The organism is Halomonas sp. LS-001, assembly GCF_052983955.1.
The window spans coordinates 2,644,310-2,666,024 of sequence record NZ_CM129816.1 but is presented as its reverse complement, the minus strand read 5'-3'; the positions used below and the strand labels follow the sequence as shown (position 1 = coordinate 2,666,024).

Genomic DNA, 21,715 nt, shown 5'->3' with positions numbered 1-21,715 from the left:
CATAATGATAATAGATTTTACTAAAAAGCAGGAATCCGCTCTGGCCGCCTTTAAGGCGGCCAGGCTGCTTTTTCAACAGCAACGTTTTAGTGACGCCCGTGCTAAATCTTACGAATACAAAGCGCTAATCAACTATCACGATTTTGCAACTGTTGATCGACGTCCAGAAAAACTTCCAACCTGTACTGCAATTATTGTTATTCACAATGGCAGTCAAGATGTTTTTAATTGCATCGATACGCTTCTTAGCCAGAAAGAAGGCCAGTCTTTAGAAGTTATCATAGTTGATAATGGCCATAACGAGCAGCTGGAAGAATGCCTTAAAAAAAGGTCTATCTTATACATACATTGCCCCATAAACTTTCTACCTTCCGAGGGGAGAAATGTAGGAGCTGCTTTTTCACGCGCGCCATTGCTGCTATTTATTGATGATGATGGCCTACCTTGTGAAGATTATATTTCCCAGGCAATTCTTGCCATGTCAAATACGTCGGTAATGGGGGTACGGGGAAGAGTTCTATCACGTAGTAAAGATGGCGCTGTTAGCCCGCACTATGACCTTGGGGAAAAGCCCAGGGGAGAGGCTTCCTTCAACCTTGAAGGCAATATGGTGATTCGCCGCCATATATTCAGGGCGGTAGGGGGGTTCGACCCTCTTATGTTTGGTCATGAAGGACATGAGCTGGCTGAACGATGCCGACGTCTAAAGCCACATGCTCAGATTAATTACTGGCCTGGACTTGTTCTTAAACATGATTTTGCTGTGGGTGACCGCTTGGTAGCCAAGCGCGAGCGTCAGACATTAGGGGAGGCTTACCGCCACTGGCTGAAAATGCAAGAGTTACCCATTGTCTCAGGTGAACCTGTTGAGAATAAAATGGGTACCAGCCTGGTAATGCATCTAGACCCAGAAACTGAGCCTGTAGATGTAATAGAGTATCTTGAGCCATTGGCTGAAAAGTCATCAAGTGAACCAACAGAGGTGCTACTACTGATAAAGGCGCCATTTACCCAACAACAAGCCATCATTAGAACTGTTGTGAAACATTTTTTGGGCCGGCTTAGTATAAAGGTGTTGCCAGCAACTTATTGGTTATTACCGGGCTTGGTGAGGTTCTCGCGTTATTCAAAAATGTTGCTTGTTGATGAAGCATCAGTAGTAGCGCCTTTTACGCTTGAGTATTGCCTTGAACTGTTCGAGATAGTTAGCAGCAGCTGGTTACCAGTACCCTTACAATGTTTGCACTCAAGCCAGAGATACTATGGCAGTCTGATGAGTAAAGAAAACTATCTGAAGGGCTGCCAGCACGTTAATAAAAACGGAGCAGTCACGCTCCAGGTGTTCTCGGAAACCCTGGAGCAGCTACCGTTGGAAACCTATCAACAGCTTAAGAGGCAGCTGGCGAAACGCAAAGCACAGCAACATCTCGCACAACGCCAGCATCTGCCTACATACCTTGTTAATAGGGTGGAAACTCCATCCAATCGAATCGTTCACACCACAGAATACTTTCGGGATGAAGACCTGACAGCTTGGCATCCGCCTGTAAATAAGACGTTGAAGATTGCTTTTATAGGTAGCGAGGTGCTATTCGATAAATTAGCGACCGTTGTAGAGACGGTTGATCTGATGAATCGTCAACAACTTGCCGATGAGGAGATAACAGCCGAGCCAAACGTTGCTTGCCAATTTGATCTCCTCCTGGTGGAATCGCAGTTATTGTCCAGTGGCCAGAAAGCCTATGAAGATACTTGCAGGCAATGGGCTCTAGCTTTCCAGAAAGCCGGTGTTCCTTGCTGTTTCTGGTATACGGAACCGGTCCACCACCTGTATCTTATTCAGGAACTGGCCACCGTATTTGACCACGTAGCGACGGTTGAACAGGAAAGTGCCATCGCCCTACAGTACTATCTTGAAAAACAGAGCAAGGCTCTGCCGGTTTCTGTATTGGGTCCCTGTGTTGCGCCAGCCCTTGATAATGCCATTCGTCAGTTCAAAAAGCCGTCATTCAAAAACCTGCATGTACTTTATGATGGATGGGCAGACCTGATTGAGTTTCAGGAAAATCGTTTACTTATCGAGACGCTAAAACGGGATGATCTGCTAGTGGCAGATGCCAGTTGGCAGTTTAATCAGCTGAAGTTAAAAGATATACCAGGTCTTGAGGCTAGTGTCCTGGGGTATTTGACACCTCACCAGCGTCGCCAAGCGCTAAAAGAGTTTAATGTGGTCTTGCTGACATCAAGAACCCTGAAATCATCGGCCGCCATGCGGCAGGAAGTGCTGGAAGCCTTAGCCGCCAAGGCACATGTTATCGTTTATCTGCATGAAAACGATACTATGACATTCGGTGAGCTGGATCCATATATTGAGTATCATCGAGAAGCTGATGTATTGGCACATCGTCTGGAAACGCTGAAAACAGACCTCTGGCAATGTAAAAGCCGCGTTCAGCCCGGTTGGCGTCGTGTTCATCAACAACATAATATTCAGTGCCGCTTGGCCCAATGGTTGAAGCTGGCAGGCGTTGATAAAAAGCTTGGTGAGCAACCACTGATCAGTTGTCTGACGGTTACCAAGCGCCCGCAATGGTTACATAAGATAATAGATAATTATCTTCAGCAAGAGTATCCAAATAAAGAGCTTTTGATTGCACTGAATACGGATCAGGTTGATAGGCAAGCGATTGCCCGGGAAGTGCAAGAAAAGGTGCCGAGTGCGCAGATATTTCAGTTTGGCAGTGAACGCAATCTTGGGTTTTGCCTTAACTGGTTGATCAGGCAGTCGCAAGGGGCTTACTGGGCCAAAATGGATGATGACGACAGCTATGGGCCGAACTATTTGATGGATTATTGGCTCAATACTCAGGCGCTTGATAGCGATCTGGTGGGTAAAAAAATGAGCGCCACCTACTTCGAGGCGCTGGATAAAACTCTCTATCGTGATTCTGACACGCTGTCTGCCAGTGATTTTATACTTTATGAAGGTAACCATCATCATATGGCAGGGGCAACTTTTTTTGCTAAGCGTGACTTACTGAATCTGAATCCCTTTTCCGAAAGCCGACGTTCATCTATTGATGTTGAATTTTTCCGAGGTGCGTTGCAAAAGGAGCAAAGTGTAATGTTAGCCGACGATTTCAACTTCACCGTTTATCGAGCCGCTGACAAACAGCACCATACCTGGAAAGAAGATGATGCTATTTTGATGAATAAAGCTAGAGAACTTTCCAGTCAACAGGTTAATGTTTAACCAGTACAGTGAAAAAATTAAAGGAGACATTTCGTGAGCCAGTCTGGCGTATCCATACTGCTAAGAGCAGGGAATAACAAGGAAGCAGCCAAGAAGTTTTTGGATCAGTTTATCAAGGTGAATACCTATCAGCCAGTTGAAGTGATTGTTTTATTCAATGAGCCAGAGCAGAAACACCTACAGCTGATGACAGACTATGCAGGAAAAATACGCTTAAAGATTTTTCCAGCAAAAGGGCGCTTGTTCCCTAAAGTGGACCCTCAGGTATCCCATGAAAATATTTTTATCGCCAGTACGCCTCTGATACTTACAGATGACATTTTGCCCAATGCGATTAAAAGCCTGGAAGCTCAGAAAAGCAACATTAAGTACGCTAAACCTATTGAAAAAACGCTACTCACTAAAAAATCTGTAATAGCAAACTGGGAAAATAATTTTCTGAACGCACCACTCACCACCTTAGAGAAAGTAGCAACTGAAGGTAGTCGTACCAAAGAAAAACCCAAGCAGGAAGCCGAAAAGCCTAATATTCAGCAGGGGGCAGCAAAAAATCAATCACCGAATAAGCCATCGGGTAGTGGCAATGAGGCTAAGTCAAAAGTAGCCAATCAAGCCGCCAAGACACCTTCAAAACCCGCCACCACACCTGCTGCCAAGCCTGTAGTATCTAAGAATATAGAGGCAGATAATGCTGCGCTGGATAAAAAAATTAAAACGTTGGAAGAAGAGCTTGTGGCTTTGGATACTGAGCTGGCACAGCAGTACCAGGAAATCGATAAACTTGATAAGCAATATGACGAAATTTTCAGTCAAGATAATGCTGAAAAGGCTATGCAGCTAAAAGACACACTTAAAGAAAAAGTGTACAAGGCAAACGAGAGACTTAAAACGTTGAAAAGCCAACATGATGAGTTAGAGCGGTTACGAATTAGAAGGTTCAGTATTACTAACTGATTTTTTAAATTCTTGCTGAGAAATTACTAATAAGGTGTTAAAAGATGATGGATAATAACGCAATTCTGATAACTGGCGGCTGTGGGTTTATTGGAACATCGCTTATTGATGCGATTCTTCAAAGTGGCAGCCAGCAGCCTATTCGTGTACTGGATAGCCTGGTAACTGGCAGCCCTGACGATTTAGCTGAAGTCACAACATTTGAAACACTGGAGGCTGACAAACTGGAGCAGGCTTCCAAGCAGGTGGTGCTGGTTAAAGGTGATATTCGGGATGCTGCACTGGCAGAAAAAGTAGCCAAAGGCGCATCAACAATTGTTCATTTAGCTGCGAATACAGGCGTAGGCCCTTCTGTTGAAGACCCGCGATTGGACATGGAATGCAATGTGGTGGGTACCTTCAATATGTTGGAAGCTGCGCGCAAGCAAGGAGTAAAGAAATTTGTTTTTGCATCCAGCGGTGCGCCGGCAGGTGAAGTGGAGCCTCCGATTCATGAAGAACTGCCACCACATCCGGTTTCTCCTTATGGTTCCAGTAAGCTGGCAGGTGAAGGGTATTGTTCCTCTTACAATAAAACCTTCGGAATCGATACCATCTGTCTGAGATTTGGTAATGTGTATGGCCCGCGTTCCAAGAACAAGGCCAGCGTTGTGGCCAAGTTCATCAAACAGGCGTTGGCGGGAGAAACCTGTGCCATTTATGGTGATGGTACCCAAACCCGCGACTTTATCTATATTTTTGACCTGATTCGCGCCATACAGTCGGCTATGGAAGCACCAGTAGGTGGAGAAACCTTCCAGATCGCCACAGGCCGTGAGCGCACGGTGGGAGAAGTTGCAGAGCTGATTGCCAAAAACCTTGAATCGCATGGTAAAACCATGAGCATCAAACACGAAGCTAAACGCCTGGGCGATGTAATGCGTAACTATTCTGATACCACTAAGGCAAGAACCGTTCTGGGGTGGCAGCCACAGATGGATATCAATGAAGGTATTGCAGCCACTATTCAGTGGTTTTTGTCACGCTAAAGACAAGGTATTTCTTCAGCGCCTCCAGAGGAGGGTGATGGATGGCACCAGCGGAAAAAAAGCAGAACGAGCCGGAAAATAAACGTGAAGTGGTTGTGGTGCTGGGTGTGGGCCGCTCCGGAACATCGTTAGCGATGCAGGCATTGCAAACGCTGGGGGTGCGTGTATCAGAGAATATGATTCCCGCCAATGTCAGCAACCCAAAAGGGTTTGGTGAAGATGCGGATATTGTGGAAATACACAAAGCATTACTGCAAGCATTAACCCCTAACCCAAGCATGCCGTTAATTGAGGGTTGGCAGAATACGCCTGAAGCGAAAAAAGCATTACAGCAACTGAAAACACTGGTGGAACAGCAAGTTGACGCAGGGCCTGAAATCTGGGCTTTCAAGGACCCGCGTACAGCTACCTTTCTTCCGCTGTGGATGCGACTATTCAACCAATTGAAAATAGTGCCGCGTTTTATTCTTGCCATACGTCAGCCCAATGCTGTTATCAGTTCTTTTGCTCAGCAGTATGGCAATGATCAGGCATTTGCTGAGCTTATCTTTCTGCTTCGTACGCTGGATGCCTTGCATCATACTGGAGGAAATTGCCATCTATTGCCTTATGAGGACTGGTTTAAACATCCTTCTCAAACGCTGCAGCAATTAGCGGATTTCGTGTTTGATAGTGCCACTGACCTGAAAGGAGTTGAGCCGCCCATAGTGCCGACTCTGAATCGAGCCGGGTATACAGATATAACGATACGCAACCCCATGGTGCGGTCACTCTATCAATCTTTAGAGGCTTGTGCGCATGAGCAGCAACCACGCGACGTTTTAATGCAGCAGGTACAAGAGCAGCGCGACATGATCGAAGGTTTTATGCCTTGGAGTACCTTTGCTAGAAACCAGCAACAGCAAAAACAGAAGTTTCAGCAGCAGACTGAGCAGGCACAGCAAAAAGCAGAACAGCATGTAAACTGTCAGCAGCAGCTTCAACGTCATCAAGCGGCTCTGACGGAATGGCAGCATAGCTTTTCCGCTTTGGAACGTCTGCTGCATCTATATTGAATACAGGATGTAGCTTTTATTTATGAATATGCTCAAACACTTAAACCGTCCCTTGACACCTGAACGAAGCCTTAGCAAGCAATTGAGTTGGTTACCGGAAAAAATGGAATCCTTTCCTAAGTCACCTAACTCTTCGCTGACAATTGCCTTGATTGCTGGAGATCGTCTGTACTGGTCATTACAATCAGAGGGAAAGGTTCTGGCACTGACCGAGAGCAACTGGCAGTGGGTGCTGAAATATGGCGATATCGACCTGGTGCTGATCGAGTCTTGTAGTGAGACAGCGACGGGAGACTGGTTCATGGCGCAGACAGCTCCGGAGCTAGAGCAGGGGCTTTTGGGACAAATGGTGCAGGCCGCTAAGACTTACGAAATTCCAGTAGCTTATTGGTTCACACTGGACGAGCAATATGTGCCACTTTATCAGTCTATGCTTGATTGGATGAGACATGTTTTCTGTGCAGATAATAGAGTGGTAGCAGCACTGGAATCTCAAGGTAACAAAGCGACTTATCTACCACCAGCTGTTCAGCCTGCACTATTTACCAAGCTTAACCAGTATACGCCGAAGAAGAAAAATTTTTACCGCGTAGTCTGTGATGATCTGGTAGATGTCATCCAATCCTGGGAGGGGCGTGAAAGTTTCTATCAGGACCTTCAGGAATTCGGTGGTCATTTCTATGATTCCAGAAACCAGGTTTGGCATACCAAAACCAAGAAACTGGATCTTAAAGCGGAACACCTGCTAGGAACCGTTGATGTGCAGGCTCGTGCAGCGCTGTTCAAGGAAGCTCGTACACTGGCTGTTTTGAAAAGTGGAAGCCGGACACGGACAGATATGCAATGGTCTATCGTTGAAGCAGCTGCCAGCCACATGACTGTGATACGAGAACCGGGACTGGATGTAGGAGACTTTGAATCACTCTGCCTGCAACCGTGCAATCGCGATCAGTTTTTTGTTGAATTGGTGCGGCATGATAAAGACCAACTCTACTATGAACGCCTGGCGCAGAAAACCTGGCGTGCAGCCTTGATGGAACACACCTATTCTCATCGGCTACGCACGCTGTGTGAGACGTTGCAGCTGCAACATGACTGGGTGGAGTTTCCTTCAGCAGCCATGATCACCCCATCCTATCGCAAGAAATTTTTCGAACGAGCTAAGGAAAGCTTTACCTGTCAAACCTACCCAAATAAACATTGGGTGATGGTTTTTAATGGCCCCTATGAAGATTTTTCAGAGGTCAAGACAGAAACTGAGAAAGTTGAAGGAAGTCAGGCGATATATGTCCCCGCCGAATTGCATGCGGGGCCGTGTATGAACGCGGGGATACAGAAAGCGCCTGCTCAATATGTCTTCCGAATGGATGATGATGATTATTATGGTGATAATTACCTTTTAGATTTGATACTGCATACGAAAGTAATAGATTTTGATGTGATTGGAAAAGTGTTTCGAACATTTGTTATGAAGCAAACTGATCCCGAAGCCACTTTTTATAGAACCGTGAAAAATCTTTCTTTTACAAAGCCTTCATATTGCTTCGCGCGTGATTTACCTACAGGCGTAAATTTCTTAGCAGGCTGTTCTCAAGGTGGGAAGAAAAAATTTATGAGCCTGAATCCTTATCCAGAAAAAAATTTTGGTTCTGTTGATAGTCAATGGTTAGATCGATTAAGGTGGATAGGTAAAGGTGTGATTGTATGTTCAGATGATCTGAACATGGTTGTAGACAGGCGAATTTATGGAGATCATACATGGGATGTTGATATGAAGCAGTTTTTAAATAATTCAAAAAAATACTGTTCTGATTATCAAGAAGTGATGTTTATATGAAGATATTTATATTTTGTGGTCCTTTAGCCTTTGGTAAAGGTGGTATGGAGAAAGTGGCTGCAAATCTTGCAAATTACTTAAGTCCTCAAAATATAGTTACTTTAGGTTATTTTTCTAGAGAGGGGCAAACAGAACCAGCTTATGAAGTAGATCCGCAAGTAATATTGGCACCTTGGGTCTTTAAGGCAGAAGGCAGTCGGCTTGCTTATTCAAAAAGAATTATAGAAAGTCAATCAGATATTTTTATTTATTTTGGAGCGTCTTCTCAGGCTATACAAGTAATAAGCCTTCTGTGGAAATGTAATATACCTATCTTAATGCATGAGGGAAGTAATCCAGAGCGTGTAATTACAACTAACTGGGCTTTGCCAAGAAAAATTTCAAGATATGAGGCAGCATGGGAAAGAGAGCTTATCTATGAACACGCAACTGCAATTCGCTTTACGATGCCTGAGTACCTTAATTCATTACCAATTGAGATGAGATATAAAGCTAGAGCATTTCCTAATGCGTTTGCAATCCCAGAAGAATGGGGGCAAGGTGATCTTAATAAGCGAATAATAAATGTTGGTGGTCTCAAGCCAAATAAGGACATCATACCGCTGCTGGATGTTTGTCGAGAATTATTTGATATTTTTCCAGAATGGAGCCTTCATGTCTTTTCAGCAAAAAATAAAACGGCAGAGGGTGAGAAGTACGTAAAAGAAGTTGAGGAAAAAATTCATAAATATAAGCTAAAGAAAAATATTTTTATTCGTGGGGAAGTTGATGCTCTTGAAGAAGAATATCTGCATTCAGATATTCATATTATCACATCTTTTTCAGAAGGCTTAAGTAATGCTGTAGCTGAAAGCATGACATATGGGATTCCAACTATTGGTATCAAAGATGTTCCTGGAGTCGATGGTTTAGTAAAACATGGAACTAATGGTTTTCTAGTTGATAGAGGTAATTTAAAAAATGATCTTTTGTTATATCTGAAGAAGTTGATACAGGATGAGCAATTGAGGAAAAAACTTGCACAGCAAGCTCGCCAAGATTCGGCCATGTTTGATCCTCAAAAAGTCAATAAGGAGTGGGAACGTCTGATCCAATATACAGTAGGAAAAAAGATAGGGAGAAAATATGCGGAACAAGAAAAGCACTACCAGAAATTACGGGGTGATTTTTACAGAAAAGTGGTTAAAGGTTTCGGGGTGGAAACAGGTAGTGAGGAAGCTTGTCGAGAACTTTTGAACGCTCAACAGCCAAATGAGTCGCTTTTGGCTGATAAAGAGATAAAAGCAGAACGTGGTAGGTGGATAGATGAATAATTCTGCAGGTAGGCATCTTCTTTTATTTGCTTCCGGTCAGCTTGATAATATTGGTGGAATACAGCGTTCATATCAGATTCTCACCGAATACCTGATAATGAAGGGATGGCGTATTACACTTTTTGGTTTTGCTAAAAGCCTGTCTAAAACTCCTGATCCTGCCAGCTTGGCCGCCCCTTTAAGTAAAAGTGTTAATGTTGAAATATTGCCTTCTCAAATAAAAAATAATGAGATTTTTGACTATGTTGTTGAGAGAGTTTCTACTTTAAGGGTTGATGTAGCACTTGTTGTGAATAGTTCACCTAGAGCTGTTCCTTTTTTGGCTGTGGCAAGTTTGTTAAATATGCCATTGGTATATTCAATGAGGGGAGCGCCTGAATTCTGCTTGAAATATTTGTGGCCTTGCAGGAAAGTTTTTGATGTGCCCTTTAAGGGTTCTGATGCTGTGCACCTTTTAATGCCATCATATCAAAACACTATTTCCCCAGAAGAGAGAAGTAAAGTCGCAATAATTCCCAGTCAGATTGAGCCTGCAACTTCCTACGCATCACCTGAAAAGCCAAATGAAAAAAAACGCTACAAGGTACTTTATTCAGGCCGGCTTTCTTTTGAAAAGCAGATACACCATTTGATTAATGCGTTTGCTCTGCTAGCGCATGATTTTCCCGAGTGGGACTTACAGATCATTGGTAATGGCCCCTTGGAGAAAAAGTTAAAGGAGCAGGCACAGCGTACAGAGTTGGGAAAGCGCATTGAGTGGTTGAGTGTAGACAATACCGAGGCCATGTATCAGCTATATCCGAAAGCGCATCTGAAGGTACTGCCATCTGAGTATGAAGGCTGCCCTATGTCTCTGCGAGAGGCGATGGCCCATGGGCTGCCTGTAATTGCCTATGACACCTGTACCGGTAGTAACGAAATCATTGAGCATGGTGTAGATGGTTTGCTGGCCTCTGCAGATAAGCCAGTGGAAGGCCTTCTGAATGCAATGAGAGAGTTGATGTCTGATTCCATGCGAAGGGTTGAAATGGGCAAACGCGGTATAGAAAAAGCGACACAGTATCTACCGGAGCCTATTAATCAAAAATGGGAGCAGCTGTTGCTTTCGGCGATAGATCAGAAAAAAGAAGAAATGTCAGCTTCTTCTGAGAAAAAGAAACTTAAGCTGTTAGAGAAATTGGCAGTGGAAGGTACTTTTGGAAGTACCATGATTTTTGATAAGGATGAAACTCTTTATCAAAAATATCGTAATGAGTTTTTAATGATTTACGGTCACCGGCTTTTTGATGACCGCTACTACCTTGAAAGCTATCTTGATGTAAAAGTATCTGGCCAAGATCCCCTGTTGCATTACCTTTCGAAAGGTTGGAAAATTGGTTATAACCCTTCGCCTGAGTTTGATACAGAACGATATGAAGCCTTGTATATGGAGTATGTTGAAGAAAAAGATATTTGCCCTTTAGTCCACTTTTATAATAAAGGTGCATTTGAAGGTTGCTTCCCTCCACAGGCAGATAAAGCATATTATGAAAAATGGCCAGGACGAAAGCCGAAAATTCCATATTCAATAATCGATGACTTAATTAGGTAAGGTTTTTATGAGTTCAAAATTTAAGTTTGTTGTTTTTGGTTCTTGTCTATCTGCCCATATTGCTACAAGACTTAGAAAGAAAGGCTTTGAATATCTTGGAGCCTTAAGGCACGTTAGGTCAGATGTTTTTTTAAATTCACTTGATAATCTAGGTGGATTTACACTTAGTGAAAGTGATATTAAAGATATCATTGAAAAGCCAGGCTTAGATCCTGTAAGAAAAAAGAAGATTGAAGATATTTTAACTCAAAATTCAAAGGAGAGTTTAAATAGTTTTGTAGATAAGGTTAAAAAATCCGATTTTGTTCTTTTTGATAACCAATATGATTTAGCTCGTTCTAAATTTTTTGTAAAATATAGAAATTATGATCATGTTGTGTCAAATCTGGGTGTGGGAGCGCTTGATTTAAAATCTAAAAATATGGGTGTTTTGCCAGACGAAAGTTTTAAGCTATATGGTAATTTATATCAAAGAATATTAGAGATTAATCCTGATGTTAGGTTTTTATTTGTTCAGTATCCTATTCTTGATGGTGAGGATCTTTCCCCTGATCGAAAGGAGCGAGTTAGACGTTCAGTGTTAACTAGCTCATACCGTGATTTATGGAGCTTTTTATCTACTCCATTATTTAAAGTATCTGTTGATTATGCGAGTGATAAAAATATTAATCATTTCAAGCCAAAGGTTTACGATAGTCTTTCAAATATAGTTGCAGGCATAGTTGAAAAAAATCAAAGTCCAGCTGGCCCTAAGGTTAAAGTATTAGAGGGCTTTGAGCGTAAGGTATCATCTCCTTATGCAAACCTTCCTGATCGCCAGTATTGGAAACCCGCCGTAGCTGAACCTTATCCGTTGTCCATTAATGATCTTTATCGCAAAAAATTTGATATCGGCATTGAGGATGCAGTAGCCACCTGTGGCAGTTGTTTTGCGCAACATATCGGTAAGCGATTAGACCGGAAAGGTTATAATTACATGGATGTTGAACCAATACCTGAGAAGCTGCCGACAGATAAAGCGAAGGCATTGGGTTACGGCATCTATTCAGCCCGTTACGGCAATGTCTATACCAGCCGACAGTTGATTCAGCTCTTCGAGCGTGCCTATGGTGAGCTTGATTTTGACGAAGTGTGGAAGGATAAGAAAGGGCGCTACGTGGACCCTTTCCGTCCCAATCTTTGTGGAGAAGGGTATTCCACCGCAGACGAAGTACTCCATGAGCAGCGCCAACACCTGAGCAATGTGCGGCGGATGTTTGAAACTCTGGATGTTTTTGTATTTACCATGGGTGTAACTGAAACCTGGATCAATCGCCAAACAGGTGCTGTGTACCCTATTTGCCCCGGTGTCACTGCGGGTACCTATGATCCTGACCAGCATGAGTTTGTCAATCTGGATTACGCTACGATTCTTGAAGAGATGGAGACATTTTTGTCACGCTTGGGTAGCGTCAATCCCAACGCCAAAGTCTTACTGACGGTCAGCCCGGTACCGCTAACGGCCACCGCTGAAGAGCGCCATGTACTGTTATCAACGATGGCATCCAAATCAATTCTGCGTGCGGTGGCAGATCAACTCTATCGGCGCCATGCTCACGTGGATTACTTTCCTTCCTACGACATCATCATGTCGCCACCCTATAAAAGCATGTTCTTCAAGAACAACCTGCGCAGTATCCATGAAGAAGGAGTGGATTATGTAATGTCACATTTCTTTGCGCAGCATCGTCTTGAAAATGAAATTGATTCAATATCAGACGGTTTATCAGCCTTGCAAAAGTCAGCTCCACCACCTGATTCAGAAGAAGATGATGAAGCTTTTTGTGATGAAGCTTTTTTAGAACTTGAACGCAATAATACAAATAATTAAGTCACGGGTCGTAGTTGATTAAATGCACAAGATTCGACACATGTAGACAACTAGATGAATTCTCTTTCTATACTCATCTAGTTGTCTATATGAATCCTTGTATATTCTTTTATGCGCTAACAAAATCATAACTTATTCTTTTGTGTTATTTTTGTGTTGCGTTAGCCTGTAGGTATAAAGTGAAGTTAAAGCTTCACGTTTTTTATTGTCAGGTAAGGAGAAACGCACATGGATCACAAAGTAGCCGCACAGGCGTTTGATATTGGAAACACCAATGCGATGCTGGAAAACCATAGTGCTCAGCAGCGTGTCGAATGGGCATTGGATAATCTGCCGGGGTCATTTGTGCTCAGCTCCAGTTTTGGGATTCAATCTGCTGTTCTTCTTCATCTGGCTACCCGTATCCAGCCTGATTTGCCTGTTCTACTGGTGGATACAGGCTATCTCTTTAAAGAAACCTATCAGTTTATTGAGTTGTTAACTGAGCGTTTGCAGCTGAATCTCAAGGTTGCTACACCGGACTATACGCCAGCACGGCTTGAAGCTTGCCATGGAGAATTATGGGAGCAGGGGCTTGCCGGGCTTACTCGCTACAACCAGCTGATGAAAGTCACTCCCATGGAGAAAGCGCTGGATTCCCTGCAAGTGGGTACCTGGTTTGCCGGGCTGCGTCGGCAACAATCCGGTTCCCGCGAGGACCGCTCTGTGATTGAACAGCGCCAAGATGGGCGTTATAAGGTATATCCGCTGATTGACTGGCATAGCCGTGATATACATCGTTATCTGACAGAGCACGATTTGCCTTATCATCCTCTCTGGGAAAAAGGCTATGTGACAGTAGGGGATTGGCATACCAGTCAGCCTTTACAGCCAGGTATGCAAGAAGAGGAAACACGTTTCTTTGGTTTGAAGCGTGAATGTGGGTTACATCTCTAGGGCGTGTTGACGTTTGCTCAAAGATGATTTGGCAGGATAGGGGCAAGCTCGCAGAATAAAGGTTCTCACGCCAACAAACTGCGAGCTTGCAATGCCACGACAAATGCTCACGGATGAACACTGGTCGAAGCTGAAACCTATCCTGCTTCAACAAGGTATCTATGACAAGGCCAACCTGCGCACTACTGTGGAAGGCATCTTTTACCGGATGCGCACTGGCTGCCAGTGGAGAGACCTGCCAGAGGCGTTTGGGTCCTGGAATACTGTCTATAAGCGCTTTAACGCCTGGTCGTCGAGCGGCAAGCTAATGAGGGTTTTCAGCACGTTAGTGGAAGATCCTGATGTCGAGTGGCTGTTCATTGATGGCTCTTACATTAAAGCACACCAGGACAGTACAGGGGCCGCCACCGAGGAGACAGAAGCGATTGGTAAAAGCCGTGCAGGCAACACCAGCAAAATTCATCTGGCCGTTGATGCTTACGGACTTCCCAATACCTTCAGAATAACGGGCGGTGAGGTACACGACAGCACAGAAGCTCAGGTATTGATTGATGACTTGCCGGCAGGTGATTCGCTAGTGGCTGACAAAGGCTATGACAGCGAGCGTATCCGCGAGCAGGTTGAGGCAAAGGGTATGGAGGCTGTGATTCCACGCAGGCGTAATTCGAAAAAGGGAAATGCCAGTCTCGACAGAGGGTTATATCGCTACCGGCATCTCGTCGAGAATGCCTTTGCCCGATTGAAGCCGTATCGCGCCATCGCGACGCGATACGATAAACTGAAGCGAAACTACGAAAGCATGGTGGCCTTGGCCTGCGGCTTTTTATGGTTACCAATGTGAAAGGTCAACAGACCCTAATACGTTTCCAATTTTCTTGAGCTGTGTCTGTTGTTCTTATGTCTCCCGATGCGATACTGAGTTTTTTCAGTCTTGCATCGGGATTTGTTTATGTCTGGCCCTCCGCATATTCTGGTTGCCATTTCCGGCCATGGTCTGGGGCATTTAAGTCAGGCCAGTGCCGTTATTAATGCATTGACGCTGTTAACGCCTGAATGTCACTTCACTATTCGCTCCCCGCTTGCCACTGCGACACTTAGACAGTGGATAATCGCTGATTTTGTCCACCATCAGGTTGAAGATGACATTGGTATGCGTATGTCGAATGCGCTGGATGTCGATATTGGTGCCAGTGAGGTAGCTTATGCGCATTTGCATAATGCGTGGGCTGAGCGTGTTTCTGATCTTGCCTTTCAGATGCTTGAAGAAGACGTAACGCTGGTTCTCTGTGATATTGCCTACCTGCCGCTTGCGGCGGCTCAATCTGCACGAATTCCCAACGTGGCTTTGTGCTCGCTGAATTGGGCTGATGTGATGGCGCGCTACTTGGATAGCGAACGGGTAAACCAGTGGTTAGTCGATATCAGAAAGGCCTATCAACAGGCGAATCTTTTTATCCTCCCGACTCCCAGCATGGCCATGCCTTGGCTTGATAATTATCTTGAAGTCGCGCCTATCGGACGTGTTGGTCGATCCCACTGGCATAGAGTCGCTGCCTACCTGGAAGCGGGTGAAAATGCATATATTGTCCTGGTAGGGATGGGAGGGATGGCACTCAGATTGGATCCACATAACTGGCCAACGGCTATTAACGGTCATGCTGTTCACTATATTGTGCCGGATAGTCTGTTGGCAGAGATGGCAACGCCTTCTGAGCTGTTTTATCCGTTATCAGGCTTGAAGTTGCCTTATCATCATGTCATGGCGTCTGTAGATCTTATGCTGACCAAACCAGGCTACGGCACTTTTGTTGAGGCAGCTGCTACCGGCTTGCCAGTTATCTATGTGGCCAGAGACGATTGGCCTGATTCCCAAAGTCTGGTTGGCTGGCTGTCAAGCAACGGCTTGGTCAGAGAGATTACAAGAGATGCCATTGAGGAAGGTGCTTTCATTCAGGAAATGGAAGCATTGCTTACGCAGGGGCGTTATTCGCCGATATCTCCGGATGGTGCTGTTCAGGCGGCAGACGCCATTATTTCTCTTTTGAACAATGTTGAACGCAGGTAACTGATGATGACCAACGCGGTAATTAAAGATTTCTTTGACGCAGATTCCAATACTTTTAGCTATGTCGTAAGCGATCCTGAGACTAGAAAGTGTGCCGTGGTGGACTCTGTTATGGATTTTGACTATGCCTCCGGCACGGCAGCGTTTGAATCCGCCGATGAGATTGTTGATTACATACGTGAACAGGGGCTTTCCGTTGAATGGATTCTGGAAACACATGTGCATGCTGATCATCTTTCTGCAGCCCCCTATATTAAAGAAACATTAGGGGGGCAGTTGGGAATTGGTGCGCAAATCATTCGTGTTCAGGATATTTTTGGCAAGGTATTTAACGCGGGTACTGAGTTCGAGCGCGATGGTAGTCAGTTCGACAGGCTTTTTGTCGATGGCGATACATTTAGTATCGGTAATCTGTCGGTACGTGTGTTGCATACACCGGGCCATACGCCTGCGTGTATGGCCTACCTGATTGATGAGGCATTGGCCTTTGTGGGGGACACGCTATTCATGCCTGATTTCGGCACGGCACGCTGTGATTTTCCTGGCGGCGATGCGCGCGAGTTGTTTCGTTCTATTCAGAAACTGCTCAGCCTGCCAAAAGAAACACAGCTTTATATGTGTCACGATTATAAAACCAGTGACCGCCAAGAGTTCAAGAACACCACGACAGTTGCCGAGGAGCGTCAGCATAATGTTCATGTGCATGAAGGTATCAGTGAAGATGAATTTGTGAAAATGCGTACGACACGTGACGCTAAACTTGCAATGCCGCGTTTGTTGATGCCTTCTGTTCAAGTCAATATGCGGGCAGGCAAGATGCCGCCTTCTGAAGAGAACGGTCAGCACTATTTAAAAATACCCCTGACAATTAAAGAAGCGTAACTTCTCTCTCATTAAGCACGAATTTTAGCTAGGCAGTTTGCCGCGGACCAACACGGATAAAACCTTTTTAGACCACGGACGCTCACGAATAAGAAAAATTCAAAAACAAAACCGTAAAAAATTTTTGGGGTTTTAGGTTTTCGTCCGTGTTTTCCGTGAGGGGCCGTGGCTATATCGGTCTTGCTCACTTGGCGGTGAGTTGGTGGCTTGTTTCGCGAAGTCACCCTACGGTGGGTAGTTAATCATCCGGCATCCTACAGCTAGGCATAACGTGAGAAACCAAAGTCGATATCCTCAATGCCACTATTTTTTATACATATTCCCAAAACCGCTGGCACCAGTTTTCGGCTTGGGGCTGAGGCGTATTTTTCGCGAGAGCGAATTGTTTACGATTACGGCCCGGATTCTGACGAAACGTCTTCTTTAGTTCAGGCATCATTGTATGTCGATCAGCCTGATTTCTGGCAGTTCAGGCAGGCGTTGTTTGCTGAGAACCCTGCCATGGTGGCAGGCCACGTGTCTGCCGGGCGTTTTGTTTCGCTTTTGGGTGTGGAAAACACCGTTGCTTTTGTGCGTGAGCCGCTGCAGCGGATTGCGTCTGAATATGGGCATTTTGTTCGGAATATGAACTACCAGGGAAGTTTCAGAGAGTTTTATTCCCGCCCCGCTATGCATAATCGCCAACGTAAGGCACTTCAGGGAGTCAATATTGAAGCGCTTGGGTTGTTGGGGGTGACGGAGCGTTATTCGGAAAGCCTGGAAATGCTGAATGCGCGTTTTGTTACCTGTATTTCCAGGCGAGAAGATAATCAAGGGAAGGAGGGGCTGAAGGCTGAGCACAGGCTTAATCAGGAAGATATTACTGAGCTCCAGCGGTTAAATCAGCAAGATATGACGCTTTATCAGAATGCCTTGGCGCTGTTTGATGCGCGTTATCAAATGTTTAAAGCAAACCTTCCCTGGGCTCATGCCCGCCTGGCTGAGGCGAACACGCACCGCGTTAGCGGCTGGGCCTGGTGGGCGGGTAGCCATGAAAGTGATAAACGGGATGAGCCATTGGACATTGAAATCTGGGTCAACGATGAGCTTGTCAGTACTGTGCGGGCGTTGGAATTTCGCAAGGATTTGTGTCGTGTTTTACCGCCACGCGGAGGTTATGTGGGGTTTCATTTGCCGATGAAGCTTTCCCCGCGCGATCAGGTGCAATGCCGGGTGGCTTCGACGGGGCAGTGGTTTCCGCTAAGCCCGCGACGTGTGTTGGCACAGGCATGAGATATCCATCATACGGTTCATCGAATCAGGGGGAGAGTCAACGTGGGTGAGTATGACATTCGTTGGAAGCAGCGTTACCAGCAATACGCTAATGCTTTTAAACTGCTTGAGTACGCCATGCGTATTCAAAAGCCCAGCATTGTTGAACGTGCCGGTATCATTCAGTTTTTCGAAATGGCATTTAAGTTGGCCTGGAAGTTGCTCAAGGATTATCAGCAAGCAGAAGGGTTTGATGTCAATAGCCCGCGTTCTGCTATCAAGCTGGCCTTTCAGAATGGTTTGGTCGAAGAGGGGCATTGTTGGATGCAGGCTCTGGAAGATCGTAACCTGACGACTCATACCTATAATGAGGCAACGGCAGTTGCCGTTGAGCAGAAGATCCGTGAAGACTATTACCCTTTGTTGGTGAATTTGCATGATCATTTTCAGGAAATGATTCAACCATGAACCTGGAGGAGCAAACCGGCCTCACCGCTAACGATATTGAGCAAATTGTTCAAGCCGCCAGACGTCAACCGGAAATAAGAGGCCTCGTCCTTTTCGGTTCTCGTGCGAAAGGTAATTATCGTAAAGGCTCTGATGTTGATCTGGCGGTAAAGGGCGATGGTGTAGGTTATAACTGTGTAACGAACCTGGCGCAGCAGCTTAACGAAGAGACCTTGTTGCCTTATCAGTTTGATGTTCTGGACTATAATGCGCTGACTAACCCGGCCCTTAAAGCGCATATAGACAGAAGGGGAGTTAATCTGTATTCAAACGCTTAATATCAGAAGGTTATACAAAGATAGCCAGGTAGTCGGTGGTCTCGGACTTTTGTTGTAAAGCCGTGTGAAATTACTGATGGTGGCTCGGCGGGTGAATCCAAATGGGTTCCCGCCAAGGGTATGCGGAAATGACGGCTTGAGAGAGGTTGTCATTCCCGACACAATCGGCTGATTGGTCTGAATCTGGCATGATATATTGTTGATGTATTTTTTAAAGGTATGATTTTTATGCGTAAATACTTTGGTACTGATGGGGTGCGTGGGCGTGTGGGCGAGTTTCCGATGACGCCGGATTTTGCCATGAAGCTGGGCTGGGCGGCTGGCCAGGTATTGGGTGCAGAAGGGGTCAGTGAGGTGTTGATTGGCAAGGATACCCGCGCCAGTGGCTATATGCTGGAATCCGCCATGGAGGCGGGGTTTTCCGCTGCCGGGGTGGATATTGCGCTGGTAGGCCCGCTGCCGACCCCTGCCATTGCATACCTGGCAACGACATTTCGTGCCCATGCGGGGGTGGTGATCAGTGCTTCGCATAACCCGTTTTATGATAACGGCATCAAGCTGTTTGCCAAGTCAGGCCTGAAACTGACCGACGAACAGGAGCAGGAAATCGAGCTGTGGCTGGACCGTGCCTTTGAAGAGGGCATGACCTGCGTGAGTTCGGAAAAACTCGGCAAAGCGCGGCGCGTCGATGACGCGGCAGGGCGTTATATCGAATATTGCAAATCACACTTTCCTGGCCAGCAGAACCTCAACGGTTTGCGGTTGGTCGTCGATAGCGCTAATGGCGCGGCTTACAGGGTAGCGCCGGCGGTTTATCGTGAATTGGGCGCTGAGGTCATCAGCCTTCACGATCAGCCGGATGGTGTGAATATCAACCATCAGTGTGGCGCAACAGAACTTGCCAGCCTGCGTGCGGCGGTGATCGAAAAACGTGCGGACCTGGGCATTGCGCTGGATGGTGACGCTGACCGTTTGATGATGGTGGATCACACCGGTTCTGTGGTTGATGGCGATGAACTGCTGTTTCTGATGGCGCGTGAGGCTCAGGCAGAAGGTTATACCGGTGGCATCGTAGGGACTCAGATGAGTAACCTGGGGCTGGAGTTGGCATTAGCGGAGCGCGGTATCCCGTTCAAGCGGGCAAAAGTCGGTGACCGTTATGTAATGGAGCAGCTAAAAGCCACAGGGTGGCGAATTGGTGGTGAAGGCTCTGGGCATTTGCTGAGCCTGGATCACGCCTCTACCGGGGATGCGATTATTGCATCGGTGCGCGTGCTGGCGTCTTTGCAAAAGCGCAACGTAACGTTGAACACGGCTAAGCAGGGGATGCGCAAGCTGCCGCAAACCTTGATTAATGTGCGCTACCAGGCTGAGCCGGACGTTGACCCGTTGGATGTGGAAACCGTTAAAGCCGCTGTTGCTAATGTGGAAAAGCATCTTGGTGAAGCTGGCCGGGTGCTGCTGCGTAAATCGGGTACGGAGCCCTTGATACGTGTGATGGTAGAAGCGGAAGATGCGCAGATGGCAAACCGCTGCGCCCGCGAAATTGCCGATGCCCTTGGGTGAGATAACCACGCAATATAATGACTTGTGTTGCCACGGATGAACACGGATAGGCTCGGATAAAACCCGTTTTAATGTTTTTGGTTTTTGACCTCATCCGTGCTTTCCGTGTCTATCCGTGGCCTTACTCAACAGCATTTACATGGCATAACTGGCCAATTTTAAGCCGTATTAACAAGGAGTTTCGGTGGTGTCTAATCGCCCCAAGTTGTATTTGCACATGGGTACGCATAAAACGGGAACCACGGCGCTGCAGGTTTTTTCTGTTGCCAATCAAGAGGTGTTGCGTCGTCAGGGCCTTCTTTACCCGGATTTTTCGCCGTTTATATCCCGTCTGAAAGATGGCCATCATTCCTGGGCGCATGCGTTTACATATCAGCCAACCAGGTTATCCAACGTACAGGCGCAGGCGCTGGTAGGCTACTGGCAAACGGAAGCTGTTGAGCATAATCTATCAGTGATCGTTAGCGCAGAGGCAATGTATCGCCATGTGATTGGGCAGGGCGATTATCGTATCAAGCGTAAGCGTTATCTTACGGCTCTCAAGAAAGTATTGAGCTTTTTTGATGTGGTACCGATCGTGGTCTTCCGCCGACCGGACGATTATATCCGTAGCCTTTATCAGGAATCCGTTGCTAATGCTTCCAGGCAGCTTCAGTTACCGGCGTTTGCCGATTATGTGGCGAATCCGCCTGCTGGTGTGAATTACAGGGCGAATGCCAATGTGATTAATCAGGTGTTTGGTACCATACGGGTGTTGTTGTACGAAGACCTGACCGCCAGTGAGGGGTCATTGGGTGAGTCGTTTTACCGTGCATTGGGTTATTCTCTGGAAGGGCATACGCCAACAGAGAGAGTGCGTACCAGCCTGACCCCGGTAGAAACGGTGATCAAAAACGCGGTTAACCAACACTTCAGTTCACGCGAACAAAGCCACGCGTTTATCGAGAAGCTACGTGAGCCTGAAATGCAGGCACTGATCGATCAGGCTTACCCGGAGCCTCATTATGATTTATGGCCGGATCTGGCAAGCCGAAAGACGTTTCTTACTAGCCGTGAGGAGGATCTTATCAAATTGCGAAAGCGCTATCTTCCTGACCGCAAAGCGCTTTTTTCGCCATTAAATACATCTGAGAAAAAAACGGTGGTAGCGGCGCCTCCTCCTCCCGAGTCTTTAATGCAGCACGTCATGAACTGTTTGCCTGTTAATAATTTAGCCACAGATAACAATTTAGCCACAGATAACAACTTAGCCACGGACACACACGGAAAACACGGATAAAGGCAAAAGCAAGTAAATGAAACCCAAAAAGCCTTTTGTGGTTTTCGTCC

General features: G+C 45.9%; 17 protein-coding genes. All 17 read left to right on the top strand.

The window, feature by feature from the left end; translation table 11 throughout:
* Positions 1 to 4 precede the first annotated feature (4 nt).
* Positions 5 to 3,253: a glycosyltransferase gene (locus tag ACU6TU_RS12060; RefSeq protein WP_447141652.1), complete on the top strand. Its 3,249-nt coding sequence runs from the start codon at positions 5 to 7 to the stop codon at positions 3,251 to 3,253.
* Between the two features lie 33 nt (positions 3,254 to 3,286).
* A complete protein-coding gene (locus ACU6TU_RS12055; RefSeq protein WP_447141651.1) occupies positions 3,287 to 4,207 on the top strand; it encodes a hypothetical protein in 921 nt (306 codons plus the stop codon).
* A 44-nt stretch (positions 4,208 to 4,251) separates the two neighbouring features.
* Positions 4,252 to 5,235, top strand: coding sequence for an NAD-dependent epimerase/dehydratase family protein (locus ACU6TU_RS12050; protein WP_447141650.1), 984 nt, complete (start codon positions 4,252 to 4,254; stop codon positions 5,233 to 5,235).
* 41 nt (positions 5,236 to 5,276) lie between these two features.
* Positions 5,277 to 6,290, top strand: a complete 1,014-nt coding sequence (locus ACU6TU_RS12045) for a sulfotransferase family protein (RefSeq protein ID WP_447141649.1) — start codon at positions 5,277 to 5,279, stop codon at positions 6,288 to 6,290.
* 22 nt (positions 6,291 to 6,312) lie between these two features.
* Positions 6,313 to 8,127 carry a glycosyltransferase gene (locus tag ACU6TU_RS12040; RefSeq protein ID WP_447141648.1) on the top strand — a complete coding sequence of 605 codons (1,815 nt, stop codon included), beginning with the start codon at positions 6,313 to 6,315 and terminating at the stop codon, positions 8,125 to 8,127.
* Positions 8,124 to 9,440, top strand: a complete 1,317-nt coding sequence (locus tag ACU6TU_RS12035; RefSeq protein WP_447141647.1) for a glycosyltransferase — start codon at positions 8,124 to 8,126, stop codon at positions 9,438 to 9,440. The genes ACU6TU_RS12040 and ACU6TU_RS12035 overlap by 4 nt, the downstream gene beginning before the upstream one ends.
* Complete coding sequence (locus ACU6TU_RS12030) at positions 9,433 to 11,031, top strand: glycosyltransferase (protein ID WP_447141646.1); 1,599 nt, start codon at positions 9,433 to 9,435, stop codon at positions 11,029 to 11,031. The genes ACU6TU_RS12035 and ACU6TU_RS12030 overlap by 8 nt, the downstream gene beginning before the upstream one ends.
* 7 nt (positions 11,032 to 11,038) lie before the next feature.
* The gene (locus ACU6TU_RS12025; protein ID WP_447141645.1) at positions 11,039 to 12,901 is read left to right on the top strand and encodes a GSCFA domain-containing protein; all 1,863 of its coding nucleotides are present in this window, start codon (positions 11,039 to 11,041) and stop codon (positions 12,899 to 12,901) included.
* Between the two features lie 228 nt (positions 12,902 to 13,129).
* A complete protein-coding gene (locus tag ACU6TU_RS12020) occupies positions 13,130 to 13,837 on the top strand; it encodes a phosphoadenylyl-sulfate reductase (RefSeq protein ID WP_447141644.1) in 708 nt (235 codons plus the stop codon).
* A 91-nt stretch (positions 13,838 to 13,928) separates the two neighbouring features.
* Positions 13,929 to 14,678, top strand: coding sequence for an IS5 family transposase (locus ACU6TU_RS12015; RefSeq protein WP_447141643.1), 750 nt, complete (start codon positions 13,929 to 13,931; stop codon positions 14,676 to 14,678).
* Between the two features lie 108 nt (positions 14,679 to 14,786).
* A complete protein-coding gene (locus ACU6TU_RS12010; RefSeq protein WP_447141642.1) occupies positions 14,787 to 15,902 on the top strand; it encodes a hypothetical protein in 1,116 nt (371 codons plus the stop codon).
* Positions 15,903 to 15,908: 6 nt separating this feature from the next.
* On the top strand, positions 15,909 to 16,784 hold the full coding sequence (locus tag ACU6TU_RS12005) for an MBL fold metallo-hydrolase (protein ID WP_447144242.1): 876 nt from the start codon (positions 15,909 to 15,911) through the stop codon (positions 16,782 to 16,784).
* 297 nt (positions 16,785 to 17,081) lie between these two features.
* A complete protein-coding gene (locus ACU6TU_RS12000) occupies positions 17,082 to 18,056 on the top strand; it encodes a hypothetical protein (protein ID WP_447141641.1) in 975 nt (324 codons plus the stop codon).
* Between the two features lie 42 nt (positions 18,057 to 18,098).
* Positions 18,099 to 18,503, top strand: a complete 405-nt coding sequence (locus ACU6TU_RS11995; protein ID WP_447141640.1) for a nucleotidyltransferase substrate binding protein — start codon at positions 18,099 to 18,101, stop codon at positions 18,501 to 18,503.
* Entirely contained in the window at positions 18,500 to 18,820 is a 321-nt protein-coding gene (locus tag ACU6TU_RS11990; protein ID WP_447141639.1) for a nucleotidyltransferase domain-containing protein, read from the top strand. Before ACU6TU_RS11995 ends, ACU6TU_RS11990 begins: the two co-directional genes overlap by 4 nt.
* A gap of 228 nt (positions 18,821 to 19,048) precedes the next feature.
* A complete protein-coding gene (gene glmM, locus ACU6TU_RS11985; protein WP_447141638.1) occupies positions 19,049 to 20,386 on the top strand; it encodes a phosphoglucosamine mutase in 1,338 nt (445 codons plus the stop codon).
* Between the two features lie 187 nt (positions 20,387 to 20,573).
* Positions 20,574 to 21,665 (top strand): hypothetical protein, encoded by a 1,092-nt coding sequence (locus tag ACU6TU_RS11980; RefSeq protein WP_447141637.1) that lies wholly within the window; start codon positions 20,574 to 20,576, stop codon positions 21,663 to 21,665.
* Positions 21,666 to 21,715 lie beyond the last annotated feature (50 nt).